Origin of the sequence: Catenuloplanes japonicus (genome assembly GCF_000717135.1) — a bacterium.
Lineage (GTDB): Bacteria > Actinomycetota > Actinomycetes > Mycobacteriales > Micromonosporaceae > Catenuloplanes > Catenuloplanes japonicus.
Map to the genome: position 1 here is coordinate 343,021 of NZ_JNXY01000004.1, position 17,368 is coordinate 360,388.

At 69.7% G+C, this 17,368-nt stretch carries 35 protein-coding genes; 10 read left to right on the top strand and 25 right to left on the bottom strand.

Translation table 11 applies throughout. The features are described from left to right. Positions 1 to 7 precede the first annotated feature (7 nt). The 18 genes from OP04_RS08385 to OP04_RS08450 all read right to left on the bottom strand — a co-directional run bounded on the left by OP04_RS08385 (position 8) and on the right by OP04_RS08450 (position 4,798). Positions 8 to 253: a hypothetical protein gene (locus OP04_RS08385; protein ID WP_033338926.1), complete on the bottom strand. Its 246-nt coding sequence runs from the start codon at positions 251 to 253 to the stop codon at positions 8 to 10. Between the two features lie 77 nt (positions 254 to 330). Then, positions 331 to 771: a hypothetical protein gene (locus tag OP04_RS08390; RefSeq protein ID WP_033338927.1), complete on the bottom strand. Its 441-nt coding sequence runs from the start codon at positions 769 to 771 to the stop codon at positions 331 to 333. Beyond that, on the bottom strand, positions 768 to 1,001 hold the full coding sequence (locus tag OP04_RS49335) for a hypothetical protein (RefSeq protein WP_051797271.1): 234 nt from the start codon (positions 999 to 1,001) through the stop codon (positions 768 to 770). Before OP04_RS49335 ends, OP04_RS08390 begins: the two co-directional genes overlap by 4 nt. Then, complete coding sequence (locus tag OP04_RS56410; RefSeq protein ID WP_269746670.1) at positions 998 to 1,123, bottom strand: hypothetical protein; 126 nt, start codon at positions 1,121 to 1,123, stop codon at positions 998 to 1,000. Before OP04_RS56410 ends, OP04_RS49335 begins: the two co-directional genes overlap by 4 nt. Beyond that, on the bottom strand, positions 1,120 to 1,338 hold the full coding sequence (locus OP04_RS49340; protein ID WP_051797272.1) for a hypothetical protein: 219 nt from the start codon (positions 1,336 to 1,338) through the stop codon (positions 1,120 to 1,122). The genes OP04_RS56410 and OP04_RS49340 overlap by 4 nt, the downstream gene beginning before the upstream one ends. An 82-nt stretch (positions 1,339 to 1,420) precedes the next feature. Next, positions 1,421 to 2,020 carry a hypothetical protein gene (locus OP04_RS08400; RefSeq protein ID WP_033338929.1) on the bottom strand — a complete coding sequence of 200 codons (600 nt, stop codon included), beginning with the start codon at positions 2,018 to 2,020 and terminating at the stop codon, positions 1,421 to 1,423. Positions 2,021 to 2,100: 80 nt separating this feature from the next. Then, on the bottom strand, positions 2,101 to 2,292 hold the full coding sequence (locus OP04_RS08405; protein WP_033338930.1) for a hypothetical protein: 192 nt from the start codon (positions 2,290 to 2,292) through the stop codon (positions 2,101 to 2,103). Beyond that, entirely contained in the window at positions 2,289 to 2,423 is a 135-nt protein-coding gene (locus tag OP04_RS56415; protein WP_269746671.1) for a hypothetical protein, read from the bottom strand. The genes OP04_RS08405 and OP04_RS56415 overlap by 4 nt, the downstream gene beginning before the upstream one ends. Continuing rightward, positions 2,420 to 2,707, bottom strand: coding sequence for a hypothetical protein (locus OP04_RS08410; RefSeq protein ID WP_033338931.1), 288 nt, complete (start codon positions 2,705 to 2,707; stop codon positions 2,420 to 2,422). Before OP04_RS08410 ends, OP04_RS56415 begins: the two co-directional genes overlap by 4 nt. Further along, positions 2,704 to 2,928: a hypothetical protein gene (locus tag OP04_RS08415; RefSeq protein ID WP_033338932.1), complete on the bottom strand. Its 225-nt coding sequence runs from the start codon at positions 2,926 to 2,928 to the stop codon at positions 2,704 to 2,706. Before OP04_RS08415 ends, OP04_RS08410 begins: the two co-directional genes overlap by 4 nt. Then, on the bottom strand, positions 2,928 to 3,185 hold the full coding sequence (locus tag OP04_RS08420) for a hypothetical protein (protein ID WP_033338933.1): 258 nt from the start codon (positions 3,183 to 3,185) through the stop codon (positions 2,928 to 2,930). Before OP04_RS08420 ends, OP04_RS08415 begins: the two co-directional genes overlap by 1 nt. Then, positions 3,182 to 3,430, bottom strand: coding sequence for a hypothetical protein (locus OP04_RS08425; RefSeq protein ID WP_033338934.1), 249 nt, complete (start codon positions 3,428 to 3,430; stop codon positions 3,182 to 3,184). Before OP04_RS08425 ends, OP04_RS08420 begins: the two co-directional genes overlap by 4 nt. After that, positions 3,427 to 3,681 (bottom strand): hypothetical protein, encoded by a 255-nt coding sequence (locus OP04_RS08430; protein ID WP_033338935.1) that lies wholly within the window; start codon positions 3,679 to 3,681, stop codon positions 3,427 to 3,429. Before OP04_RS08430 ends, OP04_RS08425 begins: the two co-directional genes overlap by 4 nt. After that, positions 3,681 to 3,833: a hypothetical protein gene (locus tag OP04_RS53085; protein WP_157239491.1), complete on the bottom strand. Its 153-nt coding sequence runs from the start codon at positions 3,831 to 3,833 to the stop codon at positions 3,681 to 3,683. Before OP04_RS53085 ends, OP04_RS08430 begins: the two co-directional genes overlap by 1 nt. Further along, positions 3,830 to 4,096 carry a hypothetical protein gene (locus OP04_RS08435; RefSeq protein WP_033338936.1) on the bottom strand — a complete coding sequence of 89 codons (267 nt, stop codon included), beginning with the start codon at positions 4,094 to 4,096 and terminating at the stop codon, positions 3,830 to 3,832. Before OP04_RS08435 ends, OP04_RS53085 begins: the two co-directional genes overlap by 4 nt. Continuing rightward, a complete protein-coding gene (locus OP04_RS08440; protein ID WP_033338937.1) occupies positions 4,093 to 4,362 on the bottom strand; it encodes a hypothetical protein in 270 nt (89 codons plus the stop codon). Before OP04_RS08440 ends, OP04_RS08435 begins: the two co-directional genes overlap by 4 nt. After that, positions 4,359 to 4,607, bottom strand: a complete 249-nt coding sequence (locus OP04_RS08445; protein ID WP_033338938.1) for a hypothetical protein — start codon at positions 4,605 to 4,607, stop codon at positions 4,359 to 4,361. Before OP04_RS08445 ends, OP04_RS08440 begins: the two co-directional genes overlap by 4 nt. Beyond that, a complete protein-coding gene (locus OP04_RS08450; RefSeq protein WP_033338939.1) occupies positions 4,604 to 4,798 on the bottom strand; it encodes a hypothetical protein in 195 nt (64 codons plus the stop codon). The genes OP04_RS08445 and OP04_RS08450 overlap by 4 nt, the downstream gene beginning before the upstream one ends. A 298-nt stretch (positions 4,799 to 5,096) precedes the next feature. On the opposite strand from OP04_RS08450, the gene OP04_RS08455 reads away from it, so the two are divergent. From OP04_RS08455 to OP04_RS08465, 3 genes are read left to right on the top strand one after another with little or no spacing between them, the layout of a single operon-like run. Beyond that, positions 5,097 to 5,300 (top strand): hypothetical protein, encoded by a 204-nt coding sequence (locus tag OP04_RS08455; RefSeq protein WP_033338940.1) that lies wholly within the window; start codon positions 5,097 to 5,099, stop codon positions 5,298 to 5,300. A 2-nt stretch (positions 5,301 to 5,302) separates the two neighbouring features. Further along, entirely contained in the window at positions 5,303 to 5,827 is a 525-nt protein-coding gene (locus OP04_RS49345; RefSeq protein WP_051797273.1) for a DUF6879 family protein, read from the top strand. Continuing rightward, positions 5,817 to 6,677, top strand: a complete 861-nt coding sequence (locus tag OP04_RS08465; RefSeq protein WP_051797274.1) for a helix-turn-helix domain-containing protein — start codon at positions 5,817 to 5,819, stop codon at positions 6,675 to 6,677. Before OP04_RS49345 ends, OP04_RS08465 begins: the two co-directional genes overlap by 11 nt. Before the next feature lie 67 nt (positions 6,678 to 6,744). Here the strand turns inward: OP04_RS08465 and OP04_RS08470 are convergent, their stop codons facing one another. The 7 genes from OP04_RS08470 to OP04_RS08500 form a co-directional block, all read right to left on the bottom strand. Then, a complete protein-coding gene (locus OP04_RS08470; RefSeq protein WP_033338941.1) occupies positions 6,745 to 7,053 on the bottom strand; it encodes a hypothetical protein in 309 nt (102 codons plus the stop codon). Beyond that, positions 7,043 to 7,561 carry a Panacea domain-containing protein gene (locus OP04_RS08475; RefSeq protein WP_051797275.1) on the bottom strand — a complete coding sequence of 173 codons (519 nt, stop codon included), beginning with the start codon at positions 7,559 to 7,561 and terminating at the stop codon, positions 7,043 to 7,045. The genes OP04_RS08470 and OP04_RS08475 overlap by 11 nt, the downstream gene beginning before the upstream one ends. Positions 7,562 to 7,721: 160 nt before the next feature. Further along, entirely contained in the window at positions 7,722 to 8,204 is a 483-nt protein-coding gene (locus OP04_RS53090) for a hypothetical protein (RefSeq protein ID WP_157239495.1), read from the bottom strand. 58 nt (positions 8,205 to 8,262) lie between these two features. Continuing rightward, positions 8,263 to 8,784 carry a DUF4352 domain-containing protein gene (locus OP04_RS08485; RefSeq protein WP_033338943.1) on the bottom strand — a complete coding sequence of 174 codons (522 nt, stop codon included), beginning with the start codon at positions 8,782 to 8,784 and terminating at the stop codon, positions 8,263 to 8,265. A 145-nt stretch (positions 8,785 to 8,929) separates the two neighbouring features. Further along, positions 8,930 to 9,319, bottom strand: coding sequence for a hypothetical protein (locus tag OP04_RS08490; protein WP_157239497.1), 390 nt, complete (start codon positions 9,317 to 9,319; stop codon positions 8,930 to 8,932). Between the two features lie 348 nt (positions 9,320 to 9,667). Continuing rightward, positions 9,668 to 11,650, bottom strand: a complete 1,983-nt coding sequence (locus OP04_RS08495) for a DUF3987 domain-containing protein (RefSeq protein ID WP_033338945.1) — start codon at positions 11,648 to 11,650, stop codon at positions 9,668 to 9,670. Positions 11,651 to 11,705: 55 nt separating this feature from the next. Beyond that, entirely contained in the window at positions 11,706 to 11,951 is a 246-nt protein-coding gene (locus tag OP04_RS08500; protein WP_033338946.1) for a helix-turn-helix domain-containing protein, read from the bottom strand. A gap of 68 nt (positions 11,952 to 12,019) precedes the next feature. On the opposite strand from OP04_RS08500, the gene OP04_RS49350 reads away from it, so the two are divergent. The 7 genes from OP04_RS49350 to OP04_RS08535 are packed head-to-tail and all read left to right on the top strand — an operon-like array spanning position 12,020 to position 17,301. Next, entirely contained in the window at positions 12,020 to 13,642 is a 1,623-nt protein-coding gene (locus tag OP04_RS49350) for a helix-turn-helix domain-containing protein (RefSeq protein ID WP_157239499.1), read from the top strand. A 2-nt stretch (positions 13,643 to 13,644) separates the two neighbouring features. Then, complete coding sequence (locus OP04_RS08510) at positions 13,645 to 14,265, top strand: GIY-YIG nuclease family protein (RefSeq protein ID WP_033338947.1); 621 nt, start codon at positions 13,645 to 13,647, stop codon at positions 14,263 to 14,265. Between the two features lie 2 nt (positions 14,266 to 14,267). After that, positions 14,268 to 14,564 carry a hypothetical protein gene (locus OP04_RS08515; protein WP_033338948.1) on the top strand — a complete coding sequence of 99 codons (297 nt, stop codon included), beginning with the start codon at positions 14,268 to 14,270 and terminating at the stop codon, positions 14,562 to 14,564. 26 nt (positions 14,565 to 14,590) lie between these two features. After that, positions 14,591 to 15,055, top strand: a complete 465-nt coding sequence (locus OP04_RS08520; protein ID WP_157239501.1) for a hypothetical protein — start codon at positions 14,591 to 14,593, stop codon at positions 15,053 to 15,055. A gap of 18 nt (positions 15,056 to 15,073) precedes the next feature. Continuing rightward, the gene (locus OP04_RS08525) at positions 15,074 to 16,003 is read left to right on the top strand and encodes a hypothetical protein (protein WP_033338950.1); all 930 of its coding nucleotides are present in this window, start codon (positions 15,074 to 15,076) and stop codon (positions 16,001 to 16,003) included. After that, positions 16,000 to 16,803 (top strand): hypothetical protein, encoded by an 804-nt coding sequence (locus OP04_RS08530; RefSeq protein WP_033338951.1) that lies wholly within the window; start codon positions 16,000 to 16,002, stop codon positions 16,801 to 16,803. The genes OP04_RS08525 and OP04_RS08530 overlap by 4 nt, the downstream gene beginning before the upstream one ends. A 57-nt stretch (positions 16,804 to 16,860) precedes the next feature. After that, positions 16,861 to 17,301 carry a hypothetical protein gene (locus tag OP04_RS08535; protein WP_033338952.1) on the top strand — a complete coding sequence of 147 codons (441 nt, stop codon included), beginning with the start codon at positions 16,861 to 16,863 and terminating at the stop codon, positions 17,299 to 17,301. The last annotated feature ends 67 nt before the right edge of the window (positions 17,302 to 17,368 follow it).

Below are 17,368 nucleotides of genomic sequence, written 5' to 3' on the forward strand. Positions count from 1 at the left end.
GACACCGTCAGCGCGCAGCCACAGGTCGCTGCTCGTAGGCTTCGCCGGCGGTCGGGAAAATCCCACTGCCGGCCTCGATGAGCACCCTGTCGCCGCCGGCCGCCTCCGCGAACCAGGTCGACGTCCAGGTGCCGTCCGGGAAACCGGATCGCTGTAGCACCCCGCAGGTACGGGTGCCGTCGGCGTTGTCCTGCTCGAACAGGTAGCGGCCGTCCTCGGTCGCCGTCACCCGCTGGTCGTCTTGCAAGCCCATGTGGATCTCCTCTTCTGGCCGGGCATGTCCCGGTCCCCACGGCCGCCCACACGCGTTGGGCGGCCACCAGGCACCGGTCAGGCCACGACCGCGGTCAGGACACCGGCCAGCGGCGCCGCGAACAGCAGCACGATCGACATCTGGATGAAGCGGTTCTTCGCGAGACCGGTCTGGGACAGGTCCACCACCGCGCGCGTGCTGACCGGCGGCGCCTCGGCCAGCTCGACGGCCAGGGCGTCCGGGTCCATGCCCGCCCAGCGAACGAAGCCGTGATCGCCGCCGAGGCGCGGCCACAGGCTCGCCAGTACCGCGCCGAGCGCAAAGAACCCGCCCACGCACGCCGCCACGAACCCGGCCCGGACGTCGCCGTGCGCGATTCCGGCCGCACCCGCGAACACGGCGATCTCCGCGACCGCGGCGGCGGACGCAATCCCGGCCTTCCCGTCTGCCTTGGCCGTCTGCGCCTCGGCAGTGGCGTGCGCGGCCTTGACCGCGCTGGTGTCGACGGCGGCCGTCATCGGGCGATCTCCTCGGCGGCCAGCACCGTCAGCTCCTGCGCGACGGAGTCCGGAACCGGGGCCGGGTCGATCCGGTACTGCTCCCACGCGTTCGACTGCTGCGGGTGAAGGCGGTCGGTGACGAGCAGCCAGGTGTTGCCGTGCCACTCGTAGACGCGGTGCGTGAGCGGGTTGTCCTCGACCATCACGGTCAGGACGCCGGAGAACCAGGCCGACCACAGCAGCTTCACCGGGCCACCTCGATCCGGCGGGTACGGACCCGGCGCCGGCCGAACGCGACCGGGACGATGTCGCGGCGGAGGGCGAGCGGGGCCCGGCGGGTGAAACCGTCGGACAGCCGGGTCGGGGTCATCGTCCACCGCCGGCCAGGAACGGGGTGGTGGCGAGCCGGTCCCGCTGCTCGCGGGCGGCCGCCCCCTGCTCCCGCACCCACTCGCCCGCGTCGCCGCGGACGGCGGAGAGCAGGTTGTCGGCGGCACGGTGCGGGCTGCCGTCGGTGGTGGTGCTGGCGGTGAACGTCTTGGTCTGCCCGTCGACCTCGACGGTGATCGTGACGGTGGCGTCCATGCGGTTACTCCTTCTCTCGGCGTTCCGTCTGGTCGGCCGCCCAAGCGCTCAGCCGCGGGGCTGAGCACAAGGGAGCGGTCGGTCAGGCGTTCGCCGCGGTCAGGTCGCCCCAGCCCAGGTGGTCGAGCATCTCGGCGCGGTCCGGCAGCAGGTAAACGACCTGATTGAGGCCGGTGAACGACACCACCGGCTCGTCGTGCGCGCTGGTCCGCTGCGCCTCGACCCGGCCGTCGATCGCATCGGCGAGCGCCCGGTAGACGACCCACTCGCGGTACTCGTTGCGCTCGCAGATCGCGAAGAAGTCCCCGGTGTGGAGCTGGCTGAGGACCGTCGAGGTCACAGCCCGGTCGCCGTGCTCGGTGCGCAGATCGACGCCGCCGCGATCGCCGGTGAGACGGATCGCTCCGGCGGTGGCGTCCTGGCCGGCCCAGACGGTGACCTCGATGGTCTCGCCGGCGGCGATCGCGGCGAGGACGGCCTGGGTGGGGAGGATCATGTAGGCGGGCCGGTCGGCGGCGAGCTGGTCGCGGACCTGGGCGGCCGCGTCGGTCTCGGTGTCGACGGCCATGGCGAACTGGACCTGCTCGTGGGAGCAGGTGAGGACGTTGCCGGTGTTGAGTAGGGTCCGGAGTTCGTCGGGGACGGCGATCCACATGCGGTGGAAGTCAGTCGGCTTGATCATGTGATTTCTCCTGTCTCGGCGGGCCCGGTCTGGCCCGGCCGCCCCGGTCCTCGCACCATGTCGAGGGCCAGAGCCGCCGGTCAGACCTCAGCGAGGTGCCGCAGCGGTTCGTACGTGTGCACCCCGGGCATGTCGTCCCACCACACGGCCACGTGGTGATCGATCTCCGGGTTCTGGGATCGGGCCTCGTCCAGCTCCTTCGTCTCGACGCGCCCATAGCGGGTGCCGGCCGAACCGAGCCACATGCTGACCGGAGTCATCGCGTCGCTCATGACGGCCGCCGTGCCGCGGACTCGCGGTTCGCGCGCCGTTCCGGGGACTTCTGCTCGGCGCGCAGCCGGTCCAGGCCAGGATCCGGACGCCGGTCGTAGTCGGGCTCAACGCGCTGCTGGGCGGCCGTCATCGTGCACCTCCGGCCGTGACAACCTGGGTGACCGCGGTGCCCGCCGGAATCTGCTGGGAGCGCTTCTCACCGTCGTCGGACGTGGCGGTTGCGGTGTCGCCGGCCCAGCCGTCCAGCGTCCAGACGGTGCCGCGCGGCTGTCCGTACCCGCTGCCGCGGACCCGGCCGTCGGGCGACACCCAGCAGACCGTGAACGCGGCGAGCGTGATCCACCTGTCTCCGGGCTGCAGGTCACGGAGCGGCACTTCCCGCAGGTCGTCCCACGTGATCTGGGCGGCCGTCACGAGCCCGGCTCCGCGGCACGGTCCCGGCCGGACGCGTCACGCAGGTGCTCCTGCAGCACGTCCGGCGGGTACCCGGCCAGCACGGCGATGACCGCCTCGGCCTGGACGATCAGGTTGTCGCACCACGTGCAGTCACCGTCTTGGCAGCCGTCGGCGTGCGCGGACAACGCGGAGATGATCCGGGCCTTCAGCGGCGGGTCGTACGGGAAGAACGTGGCCATCACGCACCCACCGGAGTCAGCGCGCACGCGACCGGCCCGACCGGGCCGCCAGGGATCCGCGCACCCGAAGCCAGCGCGGCGGCGAACACCGGCCGGAGCACCTGCAAGGCGACGATGTCCGCGAACAAGGTCGGGACGTCCACGGTCACCTCGCCGGCACCGTCGACGTCCGGGCCTGCGGTCCAGATCGTCGCCGTGTACCGGTAGACACCCGGGGCGACGACCGTCTCCAGGAGCGGATGCTGCGGGGCGCTCATCGGGTACCGCCCGCGGCATGCAAGTCCAGCTCGGCCGCACGATTCGTGCCGTCCGCGGTCAACTGCAGCTGCGTGCCGACCTCACGGACCAGACCGCGCTCGGCCAGGTCCAGGGCGGTGTTCTCGTCCGCGACCGGCATACTGTCGGCCCACACCCACCCGGCCTCGACCAGCACGGTCCGGCCGGCGGCGAGCGCGAAGAGGACGTCGGTTTCGGCGGCCGCGGCCAGCTCGGCGGCGCTCACAGCGTCCAGCCGATCTCGCGCAACCGCTCCCGGCCCGCAGCGGAAATCCGCCACGACCAGTCACCGGTGCGCTCCAGCAGATCGCCGAGATCCTGGACATGCTCCATCTGGACCCAGCCCTGGGCGTCGACCGCAACGTAATCGTCTCCGGTCGGCGTCAGGACGATCTCTGCGGTCTCGGCGGACTTGAGGATCTCGACCAGGTTCGCGGCGTGCGCCGCATCAAGGTCGGTCGGCTGCCAGACAGCCATCAGCGTCCCCTCTCGGCGTTGCGAGCGGCGGCCTGCCCGGCCGCTGCGGCCATCTGCGCGGCACGGGTGCTCGACGCGCGGGCCGCAGCCAGTGCGGCAGCCTTCGCCGCGACCTGCTGCTGGGTCTGCTCCGGGGTCAGTGCGGCGCTCACCGGTTCGCCTCCGCACTCTGGCGGGCGACGCACGCGGAGATGTCGGCGCAGGTGAACAGGGCCGAGTCGTCGGTCAGCTCGCTGAGGGAGCGGAGGTTAGCGTACGGCTGCTCGATGCCGCAGAACCCACACTGGCCGGGCGGGCACGTGATGTGCCGCATGACCGGCTCGACGCCGGGGGCGCTGGTGACGCCGGGGACCTCTTCGGCCTGCCACGGGTCACCGAGCGGCCGGTAGCAGGTGAAGCAGTCGTCACGGGTCACCGGCTCGCCTCCGCCATTCGGGCCGCGGCGGCGCGCAGCTGCACGATGTACGCCTCGACGCCGGCCAGGTCGAGCTCCACGTTGCCGACGTCGACAGACAGGAGCGGCTCGCCGTCGGCGGCCTTCTCTACGGTCAGCTGCCCGAAGTGGTCGCTGCTCAGGTCCGGGATCAGGTCGGGTGCGGAGTAGCAGGTGCCGTTCACGTGGCGGGCGCACCACGGCTGGTGGTCGCCGGTCGCGGCGGCGGTCAGGGCCGGGGCGGTCATCGGACACCCCGGGCACGCCGCAGGCTCAGGTCCAGCGGTGTCACCGCAGCCCGGTCGACGCCCATCGCGTCCGTGAACCGGCCGGTGAGCAGGTCGCGGATGTCGTCGAACGTCTGGCCGTCGCCGATCGTGACCACGCCCGCGAACTGCTCGCTGCTGTTGTGGCCGGCGATCTGGTAGGTGGCGGTGAACGTGCGGGCGCCGGGGGTGAGGGGCTTGACGGGTGCGGGTGCGGGGGCGGTCATCGGGCCACCGCCTGCCGGCGCAGGAGCCGGGCGAGCATCGCGTCGAGACCGGCGCCGGACTCGGTGAGCCAGGCGAAAGCCTCGGTGTCGGAGCTGAAACCGTCAGCCGGGTCGCCGCCGGTGAACGGCGGCGGGACGGGCTTGAAGTCGTCGCCCGGGAAGTCCTCGGTAGCGGTGGCCGTGATGGTCACGGGCTCTCCTTCAGGCTGGCGCGGCCAGATCGGCGGCGCGACGAGGAAGGTCAGGAGCAGCGGTCCGCTAGTTTCTCGCTACGGACTTGCTGCTTGCTCTGATCGTCCACCCGACCGAGAAACTTGGCAAGCAATTGCTCGAAATTTCTCGTAAGATGACAGGGCCAGGTTCCCGCAGCACGCCAATAACCCCCTCCCGCAACGCGGAGGGGGTTATTGCGTAGCAAGACACGCCGATGACACCATCGGGTCAAGAAGATTGCGGCAACTCCTGGCAACCCACGGAAAGGTCACGCCCATGCGCAACCTCACGTTCCTGTGGAAAGACGCCGGCTCCGGCATGAACGGCTGCCCCGCCCTCTACGAAACCGAAGGCGGCTACGTCGTCCAGGGCATCCAACTCACCGACGACGAGCGCGCCCAACTGCGCAACCTCGCCGACAACGAAGACGCCATCTTCGTCCCCGCCAACGTTCTCGACCGCCTCCGCGGCAACGCCTGACCATGCGCGCCATCACCGAGGCCGAGCTCGAGCACATCTTCCGCAGCGTCCGACACTCCGCGTTCCGGCTCGAACTCCAGCCGGCCTACAACGAGCCCGTCGAGCGCGCCTCGGTGGAAGCGTTCCTCGCCGGACACCCGGAACCCCCCGACACCAACATGGAGGGGTTCCGGGGCTGGTACGACCGCACCCAAGCACTCACCGCCAGCGGCATCACCATCACACGCGTCCGCGTCCACCAAGACCCGCCCACCGACTACCAGCGCTGGCTGCGCTGGTTCGGACAGTGGGCGACGCGCGCCGGCGAGCAACACATCTACCTAACCCCCGAACAAGCCACCCAAGCCGGCCTCAACAACGGCAGGGACTTCTGGCTGTTTGACGACACCCACCTGATTTTCCTGGCCTTCGACGACCAGGGACGCCGCACCAACCAGCTCAGCACCGACCCGGACGACCTAGCACAAGCTCGCGCTACGCGGGACCTGGCGGTCCGCCTGACGCGAGGAGACATCCATGTCCAGTAACCCACCCATCACCCAGTGGCTCGCCCAACCCGGAGGTGTCGCCGACACCCTCCGGCACGCCCGCACCACCGCTGGCGTCACCGGCAAGGAACTCGCCGTCGCCGCCGGCTGGCCCCCGTCGAAGGTCTCGAAGCTCGAGGCCGGCAAGCAGATGCCCACCAGCGACGACATCGCCGCGTACGCGCGGATCGCCGGCCTCGACGACACCGCCGTCCAACACCTGCAAGACCTGGCCCGGATCGCCGAGGACGCACGCACCAGCCACCGGCGCCGCTACGCCGGCGGCCGCGGCGCCGCCGTCCAGGACGAGTTCCTGCAGCTGCTCGCCGACGCCACCAGCATCGTGTTCTTCGACGTCGCCTACGTGCCAGGCATGCTGCAGACCGCCGACTACTGCCGGGCCGTGTTCGCGGACGGCTACCGGCTGCACGAGCTCGACCCGTCGGACATCGGCGAGGCGGTCGCGAAGCGCATGCGGCGCGCCGACCACCTCTACGACAGCAGCAAGCGCTTCAACCTGCTCATGACCGAACAAGTGCTGCGCACCTACGCCTGCGAGCCCGCAGTGATGCGCGCCCAGCTGGACCGCCTGCAGACCGTCATCGGCGTGCCCCACATCCGGTTCGGAATCATCCCGTTCGGCAAGGTCAGTACGTGGCCGCAGGCGTCGTTTCAGATGTTCGACGGCGAATCCGTCCTGGTCGAAAACCTGTACGGGGACGTCAAGTACGTCGGCGACGAGGCCGCCATATTCGCCAGGGCGCTCGACCTGATGTGGCAAGACGCTGTCGAGGGTGACGAGGCCCGGCGGCTGCTCGTCGCTGCCGCGGACGCGCTGACGACCTCGTAGCTCCGCCAGCTACGACAAACGCCCGGACCGCGAAGGTCCGGGCGTTTTGCTGTGCGCTCGTCGGCGGCTATGCGTCGAAGATCCGGCAGGTGACAGTACGGGTTGCGCGGTCTACGTCGTAGGTCACCGTCACCGAGGTCCCGGGGATGCGCGCGTGAAAGAAGCCGTCGAAGTCGGGCTCCGCCTCCCCGTCGGGAAGTGTCATGCCAATGTGCCCGGACACGGGAGCGGCGCCGGAGGGTGCTGGCTCGGCCTCGAGGTCGAGGATCCACGCGCTGACTCGCTGCAGCTCGGTGCCGGGCGGATTCTTCTCCTTGATCCAGCGGTCGATCCAGAACTCGAACCCGCTGACGGTCCATCGGTCGTCAGTCGACACGGCCGGCCGCCCAGGCGGCGAGTCGGTCCCGGTTGTCTGGTGGTGGCGCGGATCGTCCTCGTTCGGTCCGGACGCGGCTGACGAGATGTGCCCGGTAGCCGGGGTCGGTGAGCCGCGGGTCGGTGTCGTCGGGCGCTCCAGCGCCGGTGAAATAGGCGCGCATCTTGTCGGGGTCGATGATCGCCCCGTCGGCGGTTTTCTCCCAGGGGGTCTCGCCTCGGCTGAGGACGCCGATGTCGTTGGCGGTGAGGCGTCCGTACCTGCCGATGACGGATAGCAGTACGAGGTCGTGGTCGTGGCTGAGCTTGCCGTCCGCGGGCTCGTATGGGAACACCGCGGGGGCTGGCCCGTCCGGATCGGCGACGATATGGGTGTCGAACATGGGCTGGCCGGTGAGTGCCAGGTGGTGCGCCTGGCAGTAGTAGAGGAGCCTGCGGAGTTTGGAGTCCGGCAGGCCGGGGAGCTCGCTGCGGAGAGCGGCGGCAACCTGGTGCACGGTGGTGGTCATCGGCCGACCGTAGCGACCTTCGGTTGATGATCGGGAGGGGTGTTCGGGATCTGAGTTTTCATACACCCGTTCGGGTCGCTGTCCGACTGCGATGACCATGGGTTGCCTCCGCGTGGATAGACCAGCATCAACCACTCACGGTATTTGGATCGTTACTCGATCAGGAGTGTCGGTTTTCGCGACTGCTGTCCGTCGGGTCGTCTCGCTCGGCGTTCATCTTGGCGAGGATGTCGGCCCGGAGCTTGTCGATGTGCGCCAACAACTTCTCGGGGGTGTCCGGTTTGGCGGGCGCCTTTAAGCGCTCCTCGGTGCCGACCAGCATCTTCTGGATCTGTAGCCGCTGGTCGGCGGCGATGGAAAACCACGCTGACAAATCCTCGCCCGCGACGGCTGCGACCCTCGCGGCAAGGTCGTCAGGAATGTCGATCGTCAGCCTGGCCATGCCGGCCGCCACGCCCGTCCGGCGCGAACGTAGGCCGAGCTGCTTGCGGATCTCGGCGCTCTTTGCCGGATCAGGCCGGTGGGAGAGTACCTCCCGTGCCCAGGCGCGTGACTTGGCCCGCTGCTCGGGCGTGGCGTCCGGCGCGTTCGGAAGCGGCTCGTTGGCGGTTGCGGGCTCGCCGCCTTCTGCGGGTGTCGTCATCGGGCGAAGGTACCGCTGCGTGGGGCGCCGGTCACTCGAACGGGCGCCCCACCGCTGGTCAGAGCTGCCAGTAGCCGTAGGCCGAGTTCTCGAACAGGCTGGTCACCCGTAGTTGGATCTTCCCGGACTCGGCTGCTTCCTTCGACACGTCGAAGACGACCCAGCCGTCGGTGTTCTGGCCGGCCTTGAGGCTCGCCGTCGTGTAGTCGGGCTTCCCGTCGAACGAGCCATAGCCGACCTCGTAGACCTTCCCGCCGGCGTCGACGACGGACAGGTCACACGAGCACACGTATGCCTCGCCCTTGGTGACCTCGGTCTTGAGATGTACGAGCAGGTAGCGGCCCTGCTCGGGCTTCGAGTCGAAGTCGTCGGCGGTCTTGATCTCCGGCTTCGACAGGGTCCAAGTCGCGCCCAGCGTGTCGCTACTGACGGAGAGCGGCTGGCCGACCTCGACGGACTTCGGTGACGCGGACGGCGTGGGCGCGGGTGCTGCGGCGCCGCCGGTGATGCTGGTCCCTGACCCGCAGCCGAGCGCAACGAGCGCGGCGGTGATGAGCAGGGCGGTGGTGGTCTTGCGCATGCGTGGACTCCAGTGGCGGACTGCGCTCGGACTGCAGCAGCCCCGCCGGGCAGTCCGATGCCGGCGGGGCGCGCATGCGAGAGTCCGGGAGTCGTGCGGTGTTACGCGCGGGTAGCCGATGGTTGATCAGGGCTGGCCGAGACGGCTAATCCGTTCCGGGTGGCCCGTTTTTGAAGTGCGGCATGATCCCGCCGTCGGGCTGCACGAGGTCGTGATTGTGATAGGTGCCCTTGGTGTCGTCGGCGAACGCGTGCGTGAAGTTGTTCGCCAGACTCTTGACGAAGTCGCGCATCTCCTGACAGAGGTCCATCCAGCCGTCGGACTGGGGGTAGAACACGTCGAGGATCGCCTCGACGGCGCGGGCGCACCGCTTGTGGGAGACGAACAGCGGCGACGACTGGCGCCTATCGCCGACCCACCGGTCCCGGTAGTAGATGTTGCCACTGCCAACGACCTGCTCGCGGCAGGCATCACAGATGAACGCGGGGCAGAGCATGGCTTCGGGCGGGCCGTCACGGGCCACCATTTCGATCATGCGGGGGGATTCCTATCTCTCGGTTCGCGGGCCACGCCCAGGGCTTGCCGATTTTCGCGGCTTTATCCGTGATTTAAAAACAGCGCCTGACCTGCATTTTTAGTTTCCCTCGTTTCTTTCGTACCCCCGGGAGGGGGTACAAGGACCTCCACGGGACAAAATCCGCCCCCACCTGGAACTATATATAAATATAAATAGATCGAGAAAATGCACATTCCTGCGCGAGGGCGTCCGCACCCACCCACAAGCCCCTACGAAAGAAACGAAGAAAACGAGGAAAGCCCCGAGCGGGGGGATTTTCCCAGCTCAGGGCCTATCTACTTACCTCGTACGTAAATACAGGGAAACCTACGAGGAATCCCCCACCCAGCGCACCTCCAGCCGCGGACGACCACGGCCAAGGCTCACCTTCTCCAGCGTGTACTCCCCCGTAGCCACCAGCTCGCCAACCCACCCATCGATGTCATCGGCCTTCTCGTTGTTGCTGAACACCTGCTTGCCAATCTCCGTCCGGCCAGCCCGCCGGCCTTCACAGCCGTCCACGTACTCCTTGATCCGACCCGCATTGCGCGACACCCCTACCACCCGTCCCGCCGCCAGCAGATGCTCGATCGCCCACTCCCCAATCGCGATCGCGTCCCGCATCGTCGACTCCTCAATTCGATCGTCCGGGGTCATCCCGGCACCCAGATGCAACAGGGCTGCGACACGCAGAACTCGGGCCACGTGCTTGCCCGCCCACCCACGCACCTGACACAGGTCGCCGTCTCGCGACGGATCCATGCGCGGCTCGAGGACGTTCTGATAGTCAAGGTGCAGCTTCCACGCGCCACGGGTCAGGTCGATGACCGCCGACTCCGCCTCGATCGCCGCCTCCTCGGCTTGCCGGTCAACCAGCGCGTCATAGCCGACCAAGCTCTCCAGCAGCTCCGCCCACCAGCGCTTCAACCGCCGGCTCTGCGGCTCAGCCGGCACGTCGTCGATAAAGACCGACTCCCGCCCCTCACGCTTGCCGACCAGGTCGCCGGGCAACGAAACGAGAAAGCGGTTGATGAAGCCCGTCTCCTGCATGAGAGCGTTCTGCAGCATCTCGGCCACCAGTAGCGGCTGCGGCGAGATCGCCAGCGTCAGTGCGGCCCGACCGATCTGCCCGGCCTCGCGGGTGATCCGGGTCGGCTTGTACGGGGCGCAGTCGTAGCCCTTGAGGACAATCCCGAGGTTCGCCGTTCGGCCCGAGTACTGTCCACCCAGATTCCGCAGCAGCGTCCCCTCGTCGTCGATGACCGCGCCCGCGCCGAGGTTCGTCGACATGCGGTCGGCGAGCGCTTCCGGGCTGGTATCGCCGTCGAGCTCGACGACCGGCGCCGGTGGCGGGCTCTTCGCCAGGTCCTCGGCCTGCTGGCTGAGTCGTCGCGCGCGAGCCTTCAGGCCCTCTTTCTCCTCCAGGTCGGTCGTCACCGCCTTGCCTTTCGCTAGGACGTCCTCGATCTCGGCGGCGAGTCGCAGCTGCTCGCCCTCCACCCACTTTTCGTGCTGCTCGCGCAGCGTCCGGTTCGCCAGCCACAGCCCGTCGCGGAGTTCGGTGACCGGCGGCGACTTTGCGCTGCTGGACTCCATGCCGACCATCACGTACAGGTTCGTCGGCTGAATGAAGTCGTGGTCGCGGCGGACCAGAATGCGCGGGCCGGTCACGCCGGACATGACACCGAGCATCATCAGGGCCGGCAGGTCCACCGGGACCTGCTTGCGCTCGGCCAAGTCGACCACGTACTCGCGCATCATCGGCGGCAGGTGCTCCACCGGAAACCGGCGGGCATGCCCGTGCCCTGCCGTGAGCGGCGTCGCTCCGGATCCTCGCTTGGCTCCGGGGGCCGGCTCGCCAATTTCTCCCTGGGCGTGCAGCCGCGCGGCGTCCGCGAGTGCAGCGGCGAGCGCTTCAGCGTTCCCGGATTTGGCTGCCTGCTGGACGCGGATGCCGACTTCCTCCGCGCGCCTCGTCCGGGCGGTGTCGGCAACACTTCGAGCATGCCAGGTGGCCGACGCGACCGTGGGCACCTCGGCGACGCAGCGCAGCAGGTAGGGGGCTCCACCGACACGCAGCAGGTCACCTGACCTGTGGAGCGTGTCGCCGACCGCCACTGCATCGGTGGGAGCTCCGTCAGAGCGGTTGTTGAGGACCGCTCTGAAGATCTCGCCGTGGATCGGGCGCGCGAAGTCGTCGAAGGTCAGAATCGCCGCGAGGCTCGGAACACAGTCCGACTGCAGCATCATCGCGCCGAGCACGATTCTCTCGGACGCCTCCGGGTCTAAGCCGGTTGCGTTGCCGCTCATGCGGGGGACCCCTTCGCCATCAGTGGATGAATGCCTGCCTGCGGTGCGGCGGGGTTCATCCGGTGCCGATCGCGGCGAGAGCGTCGAGGAGGTGCCGGTAGGTGATGGCGCGGGCCCGGTTGGGCTTGTTGAGGCCGCGTTCCCAGCGGGAGATGGTCATCGGGTCGACGCCGACCTCAGCGGCGACCTCGGCAAGGGTGGCGCCGGATCGCTGGCGGATAGCGCGGCATTCGCTCGGCGGGGGGAGTCGGGTGGCGCGGATCGTTTCCACGAGCGGCGGAGATTCGGGGGCGAGGGTCATGAAACGATCCTAGCGAAATTCCAAGAAATTTCTAGCAACTTGCTAGCACGTGTGGCAAGATTGCTCGCATGCCACCGACTGCCGTGAGCAACCTGTTCGCCCCCGACTACGGCACCGGCTCCCCGCCGGCGGCCCCGGCCGAGCCGAACGCTGTGCCGTGGTGGCAGCAGCTCGCGCCCGACGCACTCGGATACGCCACCGGCCACTGGCAGGCCGCCGCCGCAGTCGCCCTCCTCGCGCTCCTCGCCTGGAAGGTCACCGGCCGCTTCCGCCGGACCCGCACCGCCGGAGGCGCGCCCACCGAGCCCGGCGGACTCACCCCCACCGACCGGGCCATCACCCGCATCACGGCCCTGATCGCCACCGCGGTCCTCGCGACCGGCATGTGGAAGTTCTTCGCCGACGTCCTGTCCTTCCACTGGACGATCCGGCTCGTCCTCTTCGCATTCGCCGAAGCGCAGATCATCTCCGCGTTCCGGCGCACCCGACGGCACATCTACCGGCACGGCAGCCTCGGCCACGGCGCCCGCGTCATCTACGGCATCGCCGCCGGCTCCGCCTTCCTCGCCTCGATCCACGCGACCAGCACCGACGAAGGCGCGTTCCGCTGGTTCGTCGCCGCGGTCGCCGCGTACATGGTCGTCGAGGAGCTCGTCGAAGAGCTGGACATCTGGCTCACCAAGCACCCGGAGAAGCGGCCCGCCGGGTCCCGGAAACCCGGCCAGATCCACTGGGCGCTCACCCCCGAACGGATCCTCGTCTGGCTGCGCCTGGCCGAGCCGACCTCACGCGGCATCGAAGACGTCGCCAAGGCTCGCCGCCTCGCCCGACTCGCCCGGACCGCGTACCGGCTCCACCTGCTCCAGGAGACGAAGTCCGCGAAATGGCGGGTCCAGCTCGCCGCCCGCTCGCTGCGCCGGCAGGCCGAGGCCGCGAACGAGCACCTGCAGCTCGGCACCGACCAGGCCGCGATCCGCGCGGTCCGGGAGCAGCTGGCCCTGCTCTACCAGGTCGCCGACGGCACGACCCGGGCCGCGGTCGCGGACGTGTCCCCGTGGGGCGGCCAGGTCCGGCTCGCCATCACCGGACATCCGCACCGGACATCCGCACCGGACATGACCGGACACGCGCCGGACGCGGTGACCGGACAGCGCGGTGGACAGCCGTCCGGACATCAGGTGGACACGCGACCGGACACCGCACCCGACAGCCCGGTGGACACCGGACTCGACACGGTGACCGGACAACGGGTGGACATGGTTCCGGACAGCGCGGTGGACATCGTGACCGGACAAGCGCCGGACATCAGTCCGGACGCCGCACTGGACACCCGACCGGCCACCCGTCTGGACATTCGACCGGTCACCGCCGCCGTCGCTGACCGGACACCACGACCGGACACCCAGGCGCGCCGTGACCGGACATCCAACCGGACACCGCGACCGGACACCAAGACCACGTCCGCGCAGGCCAAGGCCCGGAAACTCCGCGACGAAGACGCCCTCACCCACGAGCAGATCGCCCGGCGGCTGAACGTGTCCACGAAGACCATCTCGCGGTGGCTGAAGAGCGACGAGCCGGACACCAGCACCGCGCCGGACATGCCGATCCCGATGTCGCCCATCCCCGAGCCGCGCCCGCCGGTCACCGCCGGGACCAACGGGCACTCTCACAGCACCGAGGAGAACTGACCGTGCGCGACCCACTCACCTACCTGTACCGCTGCTTCGACCGCGAAGGTCAGCTGCTGTACGTCGGGGTCGCCGACGACGTCGAGCGCCGCAAGCGGCAGCACGCCGGCGAGAAGTACTGGTGGCACGACGTCGCCCGCGTTACCAAGATGGCGTTCCCGCGCCGGATCGAGGCGCTGTGGGCGGAGTGGGCGGTCATCACGACGTGCGCGCCGCTCTACAACGCCACCGCGACTATCCCGGCCGTGCCCGGTGAGACCACCCGGCCCGCCCCGACCGCGCGCCGCGACACGAACTACCAGCTCACGGCACCTGCGATCCGCGCAGGCATGACGGATGAGCAGGTTGAGCAGTACGCCGAGCAGCGCGCCCAGGCCGTCCTCGCGCACGGCGAGACGAAGGCGTCTGCGATGCGCGAGTACTGGCTGACCTGCGCATCTCTTGGCGTTGAGGCCCGGGGCACCCGGATGGCGAAGGCCGCGGGCAGCGCCGAGTCGAAGGGCCGAGACCTGGCGATCCGCTGGCGCCGCGACCTCCAGTCTGGCGCGTCTACGGCGGACATCGCCGCCGCGCTCGAACGCGTCACCACCGACTTGAGCAGCACAAACACCGAGGAGAGCTAACCATGACCGACCTGCAGATCCGGACGACCGTCACCCCGGCCGTCACCGCCCCCCGTCACTACCTGGTGCCGTTCACGGAGAACCCACCCGGCCCGCCACCGCCCTTGCCGCCCGTGCCGAAGTCGACCGGGATCGGGGTGACGGTCACCGGCGCGTCCGCGTCCGCGCTCCTCATCGGCGCCGCGGCAGTCGCCTCTCAGGCACTCGATGGGACCGCTTGGGCGCTGCCGCTGGGAGCGGCCGTCGTCACCGCCGGGGCAACCCGGTTCGTCGCCCACCACCGCCGCCAGCAGCCGTAGCCGGCCCTTCAACGACGGGAGAAACGATGACTCAAAGTAGCGGAGCGGAGGATGTGCGTGCGCGCACGCACATCGGAAACCCCACCCGCCCCACGCGCTCCACCAGCGCAAACACGCCGGGACGGCCGCCGCTGCGAGTCATCCGCGGCGGAACGCACATCACACCGGCCGTCACCGAACCCACCACCGATCACGCAGAGTCCGATCACTACACCGACGCCACCGATGCGCTCCGCGACCACCCGATCGCCGCCCAGCCGCTCCCCACGCCCGCCGACGCGCTCGACACCCTCTGGCTCGACCGCGACGACGTCCGTCACGGCCTCGCCGGGCAGCTGGCCGCCGCGGTCGCCGGGCTGCTCCAGCTCGCCTGGCTCGCCCTCGCTCACTCCATCGCGAAAACCGCCGGCGCGTCCAAGACGACTGCGGCGATCGCCACCCTCGCCCTGATCCTCGCCCTCACCGCCTGGGCCGTCGCCGCCCACGTCTAGCCCGAAAGGAGCACACCCGTGATCGACTGGTTCAACTCGCACGCCTGGCACATCGCCGCGATCATCGCCGGGTTCGGCATCCGCTGGTTCGCCATGCAGTTCCTCGCCACCGCCACCAAGGCCAGCCTGCGCGCCGGCGCCGGACGGGCCGGACAGCCCGGCACCGGCCAGGCCGGCGGCACCGCCACCGCCACCAAGTCGAAGAAGTGGAACAAGCTGCGGGTCATCAAGACGATGACGCTGGCGCTCGTCGTCGCATCCGGCCTCGCCCTTGCCTACGGCACCATCCCGGCCGCCCAATGGGTGATCAGCTGGGGGTCCGGGTTCGGCGGGATCGTCGCCGCGATCTTCGGGGTGCTGTCCGTCGTCGCCGGATGGCGGGCCATCGAGTCCGGCGCGCAGCTCGTCCACGACCTGTCCGACGGCACTCCCGACGACGCCGCGTTCAACGCCGGGTTCTGGATCCCGACCCTCGTCCCGATCGGCTGGGCCGCGATCGTCGCCCTGTTCACCAGCGCCGAGGGCGTCACCAACCTCGTCTCGGCGATCATCATCTCCGCGATCACGATCTTCTACGGGCACCGGATCCTCAAGCAGGCCCACAACGCCGCCGGGCACAAGCCGCTCTGGATGTACTACGCCTTCATCGTGTCGATCTTCATCGGGCTCGTGCACATCGTTGCGTTCGCGTACATCGACACCGGAATCGCCGCCTACCTCGGCTCCGGTCTCCTGATCATCCTGCGGGTCGTCTTCGCCGTCACCGCCATCGGCTTCCTCATCGCCGGCGCCGGCGACTGGATCCGCGACTTCATCCCCGAGAAATGGTCCCAGTGGGCCGCCATGTACGCCATCCCGATCCTCTTCGTCCTCCCCCAGGCCGTCTACGCCGACATTCAGAACCGAGGCCAGGACACGATCACCGTCATCTTCGGAGCGTTCTCATGACCAAGCCCACCCAGCAGCCCGGCGGCGACGAGAACGCCAAGTCCGCCGTCGCCTTCACCGCCATCATGACCGCGGTCGCCGGTGGAGCCGGCCTGGTCGTCGCCGGCCTGATCCTCGGCTTCGACTACCTGATTCACGGCGACCCCGACGAACGCGAGCAGCTGGAGAAGACCCGCGAGCAGCGGCGCGCCGACCGGTACGCCGACGCCCTCTCCTGGCTCGACGCGGACCGCGCCGACCGGGACCGGCACCGGCGGGCCACCCGGGACTGGTTCAGCGCCGACCCCGCCACCCGCGGCGAGAAGCCCGACAGCGGTGAGACCGTCGGCCGGGTCGCCGCCCGCCTGTGGAACGGGGCGATCGTCGGCTGGCGCCGGTTCAAGACCGGCTGGGACGACGGCCGCGCCGACGCCCGCGACCGCCGCGACGCCGGCGAGCCCGGCTGGTGGCGGCCCGGCACCACCAAGCCCCGCACCAGCGGCCACGACGACGGCAAGGAGCAGGCCGGCGGCGAGCCGGTCACCGCGACCGGCGAGCAGACCGACTGGGACGGGCTCACCCCCGGCCCAGCGCCGGCCAGCACCGACGACGGCATCCTCGACGCCGAGGTCATCCCCGACCCGCCGGCCGTCGACCGGGACCTCGTTCCCGTCGGCCAGGACGCCACGCCCGGCCCGGACCCGCGGACCGCCAGCTACGACGCCAGGCTCGCCGACCTCGAAGCCGAGGTGTCCAGCAGCGCCGGCCAGCCGCGGCCCGGCTACCGCAACGGCCAGGCGCTCCGGGACGCGGACGCGTAAGCGACCGCTTCGTCCACATCACCGACATCGACATCTTCTGAGCGAAGGAGAACATCCGTGAGCAACCTGGCGAACATCGGCGGCGGGGGTATCGCGCCCCGGTCCGGCGGGGCGATGGCCATGCCGTCCGGGACCGGCGCGGCCGGCGCCGCGAACGTGTCCATGGTCCGCATGATCGTCCTGCTCGGTCAGGCGGTCCGCGCCCTCGACGTCCTCGAAGACGTCGGCCGGGACCTGCTGGCCGAGGCCACCACGACCGAGGAGATGGCGAACTACCTCACCGCGTCGTTCGGGGAGCGCATCTCCCTGGAAGAGATCCGGATCATCGCGCAAATGCTGACCCAGATCGTCGACGGCAGCAAGAAACTCGTCCACAAGGGCGCCGAGTCCGTCCGGGCCGCGACCATGGCGAACTTCCAGGTCCGCGTCGCCCAGGAGCAGCTGCACTCCCTCGGCGCCGACGGCGCCTGGGTCGACTCCCAGCGACGGGCCGGCTGACGGCCGTGGAGCCCCGCGCCGCCCGGACCCGCGCCGGGCGGCGCCGAGTTTCCCGGACCAGCCCCGG

Bases quoted from the DNA above. Each gene is read 5' to 3' on its own strand.
- OP04_RS08390 (WP_033338927.1), bottom strand. From the start codon at position 771: ATGACGGCCGCCGTCGACACCAGCGCGGTCAAGGCCGCGCACGCCACT.
- OP04_RS49350 (WP_157239499.1), top strand. From the start codon at position 12,020: ATGCCACCGACTGCCGTGAGCAACCTGTTCGCCCCCGACTACGGCACC.
- OP04_RS08420 (WP_033338933.1), bottom strand. From the start codon at position 3,185: ATGAGCGCCCCGCAGCATCCGCTCCTGGAGACGGTCGTCGCCCCGGGT.
- OP04_RS08430 (WP_033338935.1), bottom strand. From the start codon at position 3,681: ATGGCTGTCTGGCAGCCGACCGACCTTGATGCGGCGCACGCCGCGAAC.
- OP04_RS08455 (WP_033338940.1), top strand. From the start codon at position 5,097: ATGCGCAACCTCACGTTCCTGTGGAAAGACGCCGGCTCCGGCATGAAC.
- OP04_RS08415 (WP_033338932.1), bottom strand. From the start codon at position 2,928: ATGGCCACGTTCTTCCCGTACGACCCGCCGCTGAAGGCCCGGATCATC.
- OP04_RS53090 (WP_157239495.1), bottom strand. From the start codon at position 8,204: ATGACGACACCCGCAGAAGGCGGCGAGCCCGCAACCGCCAACGAGCCG.
- OP04_RS08520 (WP_157239501.1), top strand. From the start codon at position 14,591: ATGACTCAAAGTAGCGGAGCGGAGGATGTGCGTGCGCGCACGCACATC.
- OP04_RS49340 (WP_051797272.1), bottom strand. From the start codon at position 1,338: ATGGACGCCACCGTCACGATCACCGTCGAGGTCGACGGGCAGACCAAG.
- OP04_RS08440 (WP_033338937.1), bottom strand. From the start codon at position 4,362: ATGACCGCCCCGGCCCTGACCGCCGCCGCGACCGGCGACCACCAGCCG.
- OP04_RS08400 (WP_033338929.1), bottom strand. From the start codon at position 2,020: ATGATCAAGCCGACTGACTTCCACCGCATGTGGATCGCCGTCCCCGAC.
- OP04_RS08465 (WP_051797274.1), top strand. From the start codon at position 5,817: ATGTCCAGTAACCCACCCATCACCCAGTGGCTCGCCCAACCCGGAGGT.
- OP04_RS56415 (WP_269746671.1), bottom strand. From the start codon at position 2,423: ATGACGGCCGCCCAGCAGCGCGTTGAGCCCGACTACGACCGGCGTCCG.
- OP04_RS08490 (WP_157239497.1), bottom strand. From the start codon at position 9,319: ATGATCGAAATGGTGGCCCGTGACGGCCCGCCCGAAGCCATGCTCTGC.
- OP04_RS08485 (WP_033338943.1), bottom strand. From the start codon at position 8,784: ATGCGCAAGACCACCACCGCCCTGCTCATCACCGCCGCGCTCGTTGCG.
- OP04_RS08445 (WP_033338938.1), bottom strand. From the start codon at position 4,607: ATGACCGCCCCCGCACCCGCACCCGTCAAGCCCCTCACCCCCGGCGCC.
- OP04_RS56410 (WP_269746670.1), bottom strand. From the start codon at position 1,123: ATGACCCCGACCCGGCTGTCCGACGGTTTCACCCGCCGGGCCCCGCTC.
- OP04_RS08515 (WP_033338948.1), top strand. From the start codon at position 14,268: ATGACCGACCTGCAGATCCGGACGACCGTCACCCCGGCCGTCACCGCC.
- OP04_RS08385 (WP_033338926.1), bottom strand. From the start codon at position 253: ATGGGCTTGCAAGACGACCAGCGGGTGACGGCGACCGAGGACGGCCGC.
- OP04_RS49345 (WP_051797273.1), top strand. From the start codon at position 5,303: ATGCGCGCCATCACCGAGGCCGAGCTCGAGCACATCTTCCGCAGCGTC.
- OP04_RS08530 (WP_033338951.1), top strand. From the start codon at position 16,000: ATGACCAAGCCCACCCAGCAGCCCGGCGGCGACGAGAACGCCAAGTCC.
- OP04_RS08405 (WP_033338930.1), bottom strand. From the start codon at position 2,292: ATGAGCGACGCGATGACTCCGGTCAGCATGTGGCTCGGTTCGGCCGGC.
- OP04_RS08475 (WP_051797275.1), bottom strand. From the start codon at position 7,561: ATGACCACCACCGTGCACCAGGTTGCCGCCGCTCTCCGCAGCGAGCTC.
- OP04_RS08495 (WP_033338945.1), bottom strand. From the start codon at position 11,650: ATGAGCGGCAACGCAACCGGCTTAGACCCGGAGGCGTCCGAGAGAATC.
- OP04_RS08500 (WP_033338946.1), bottom strand. From the start codon at position 11,951: ATGACCCTCGCCCCCGAATCTCCGCCGCTCGTGGAAACGATCCGCGCC.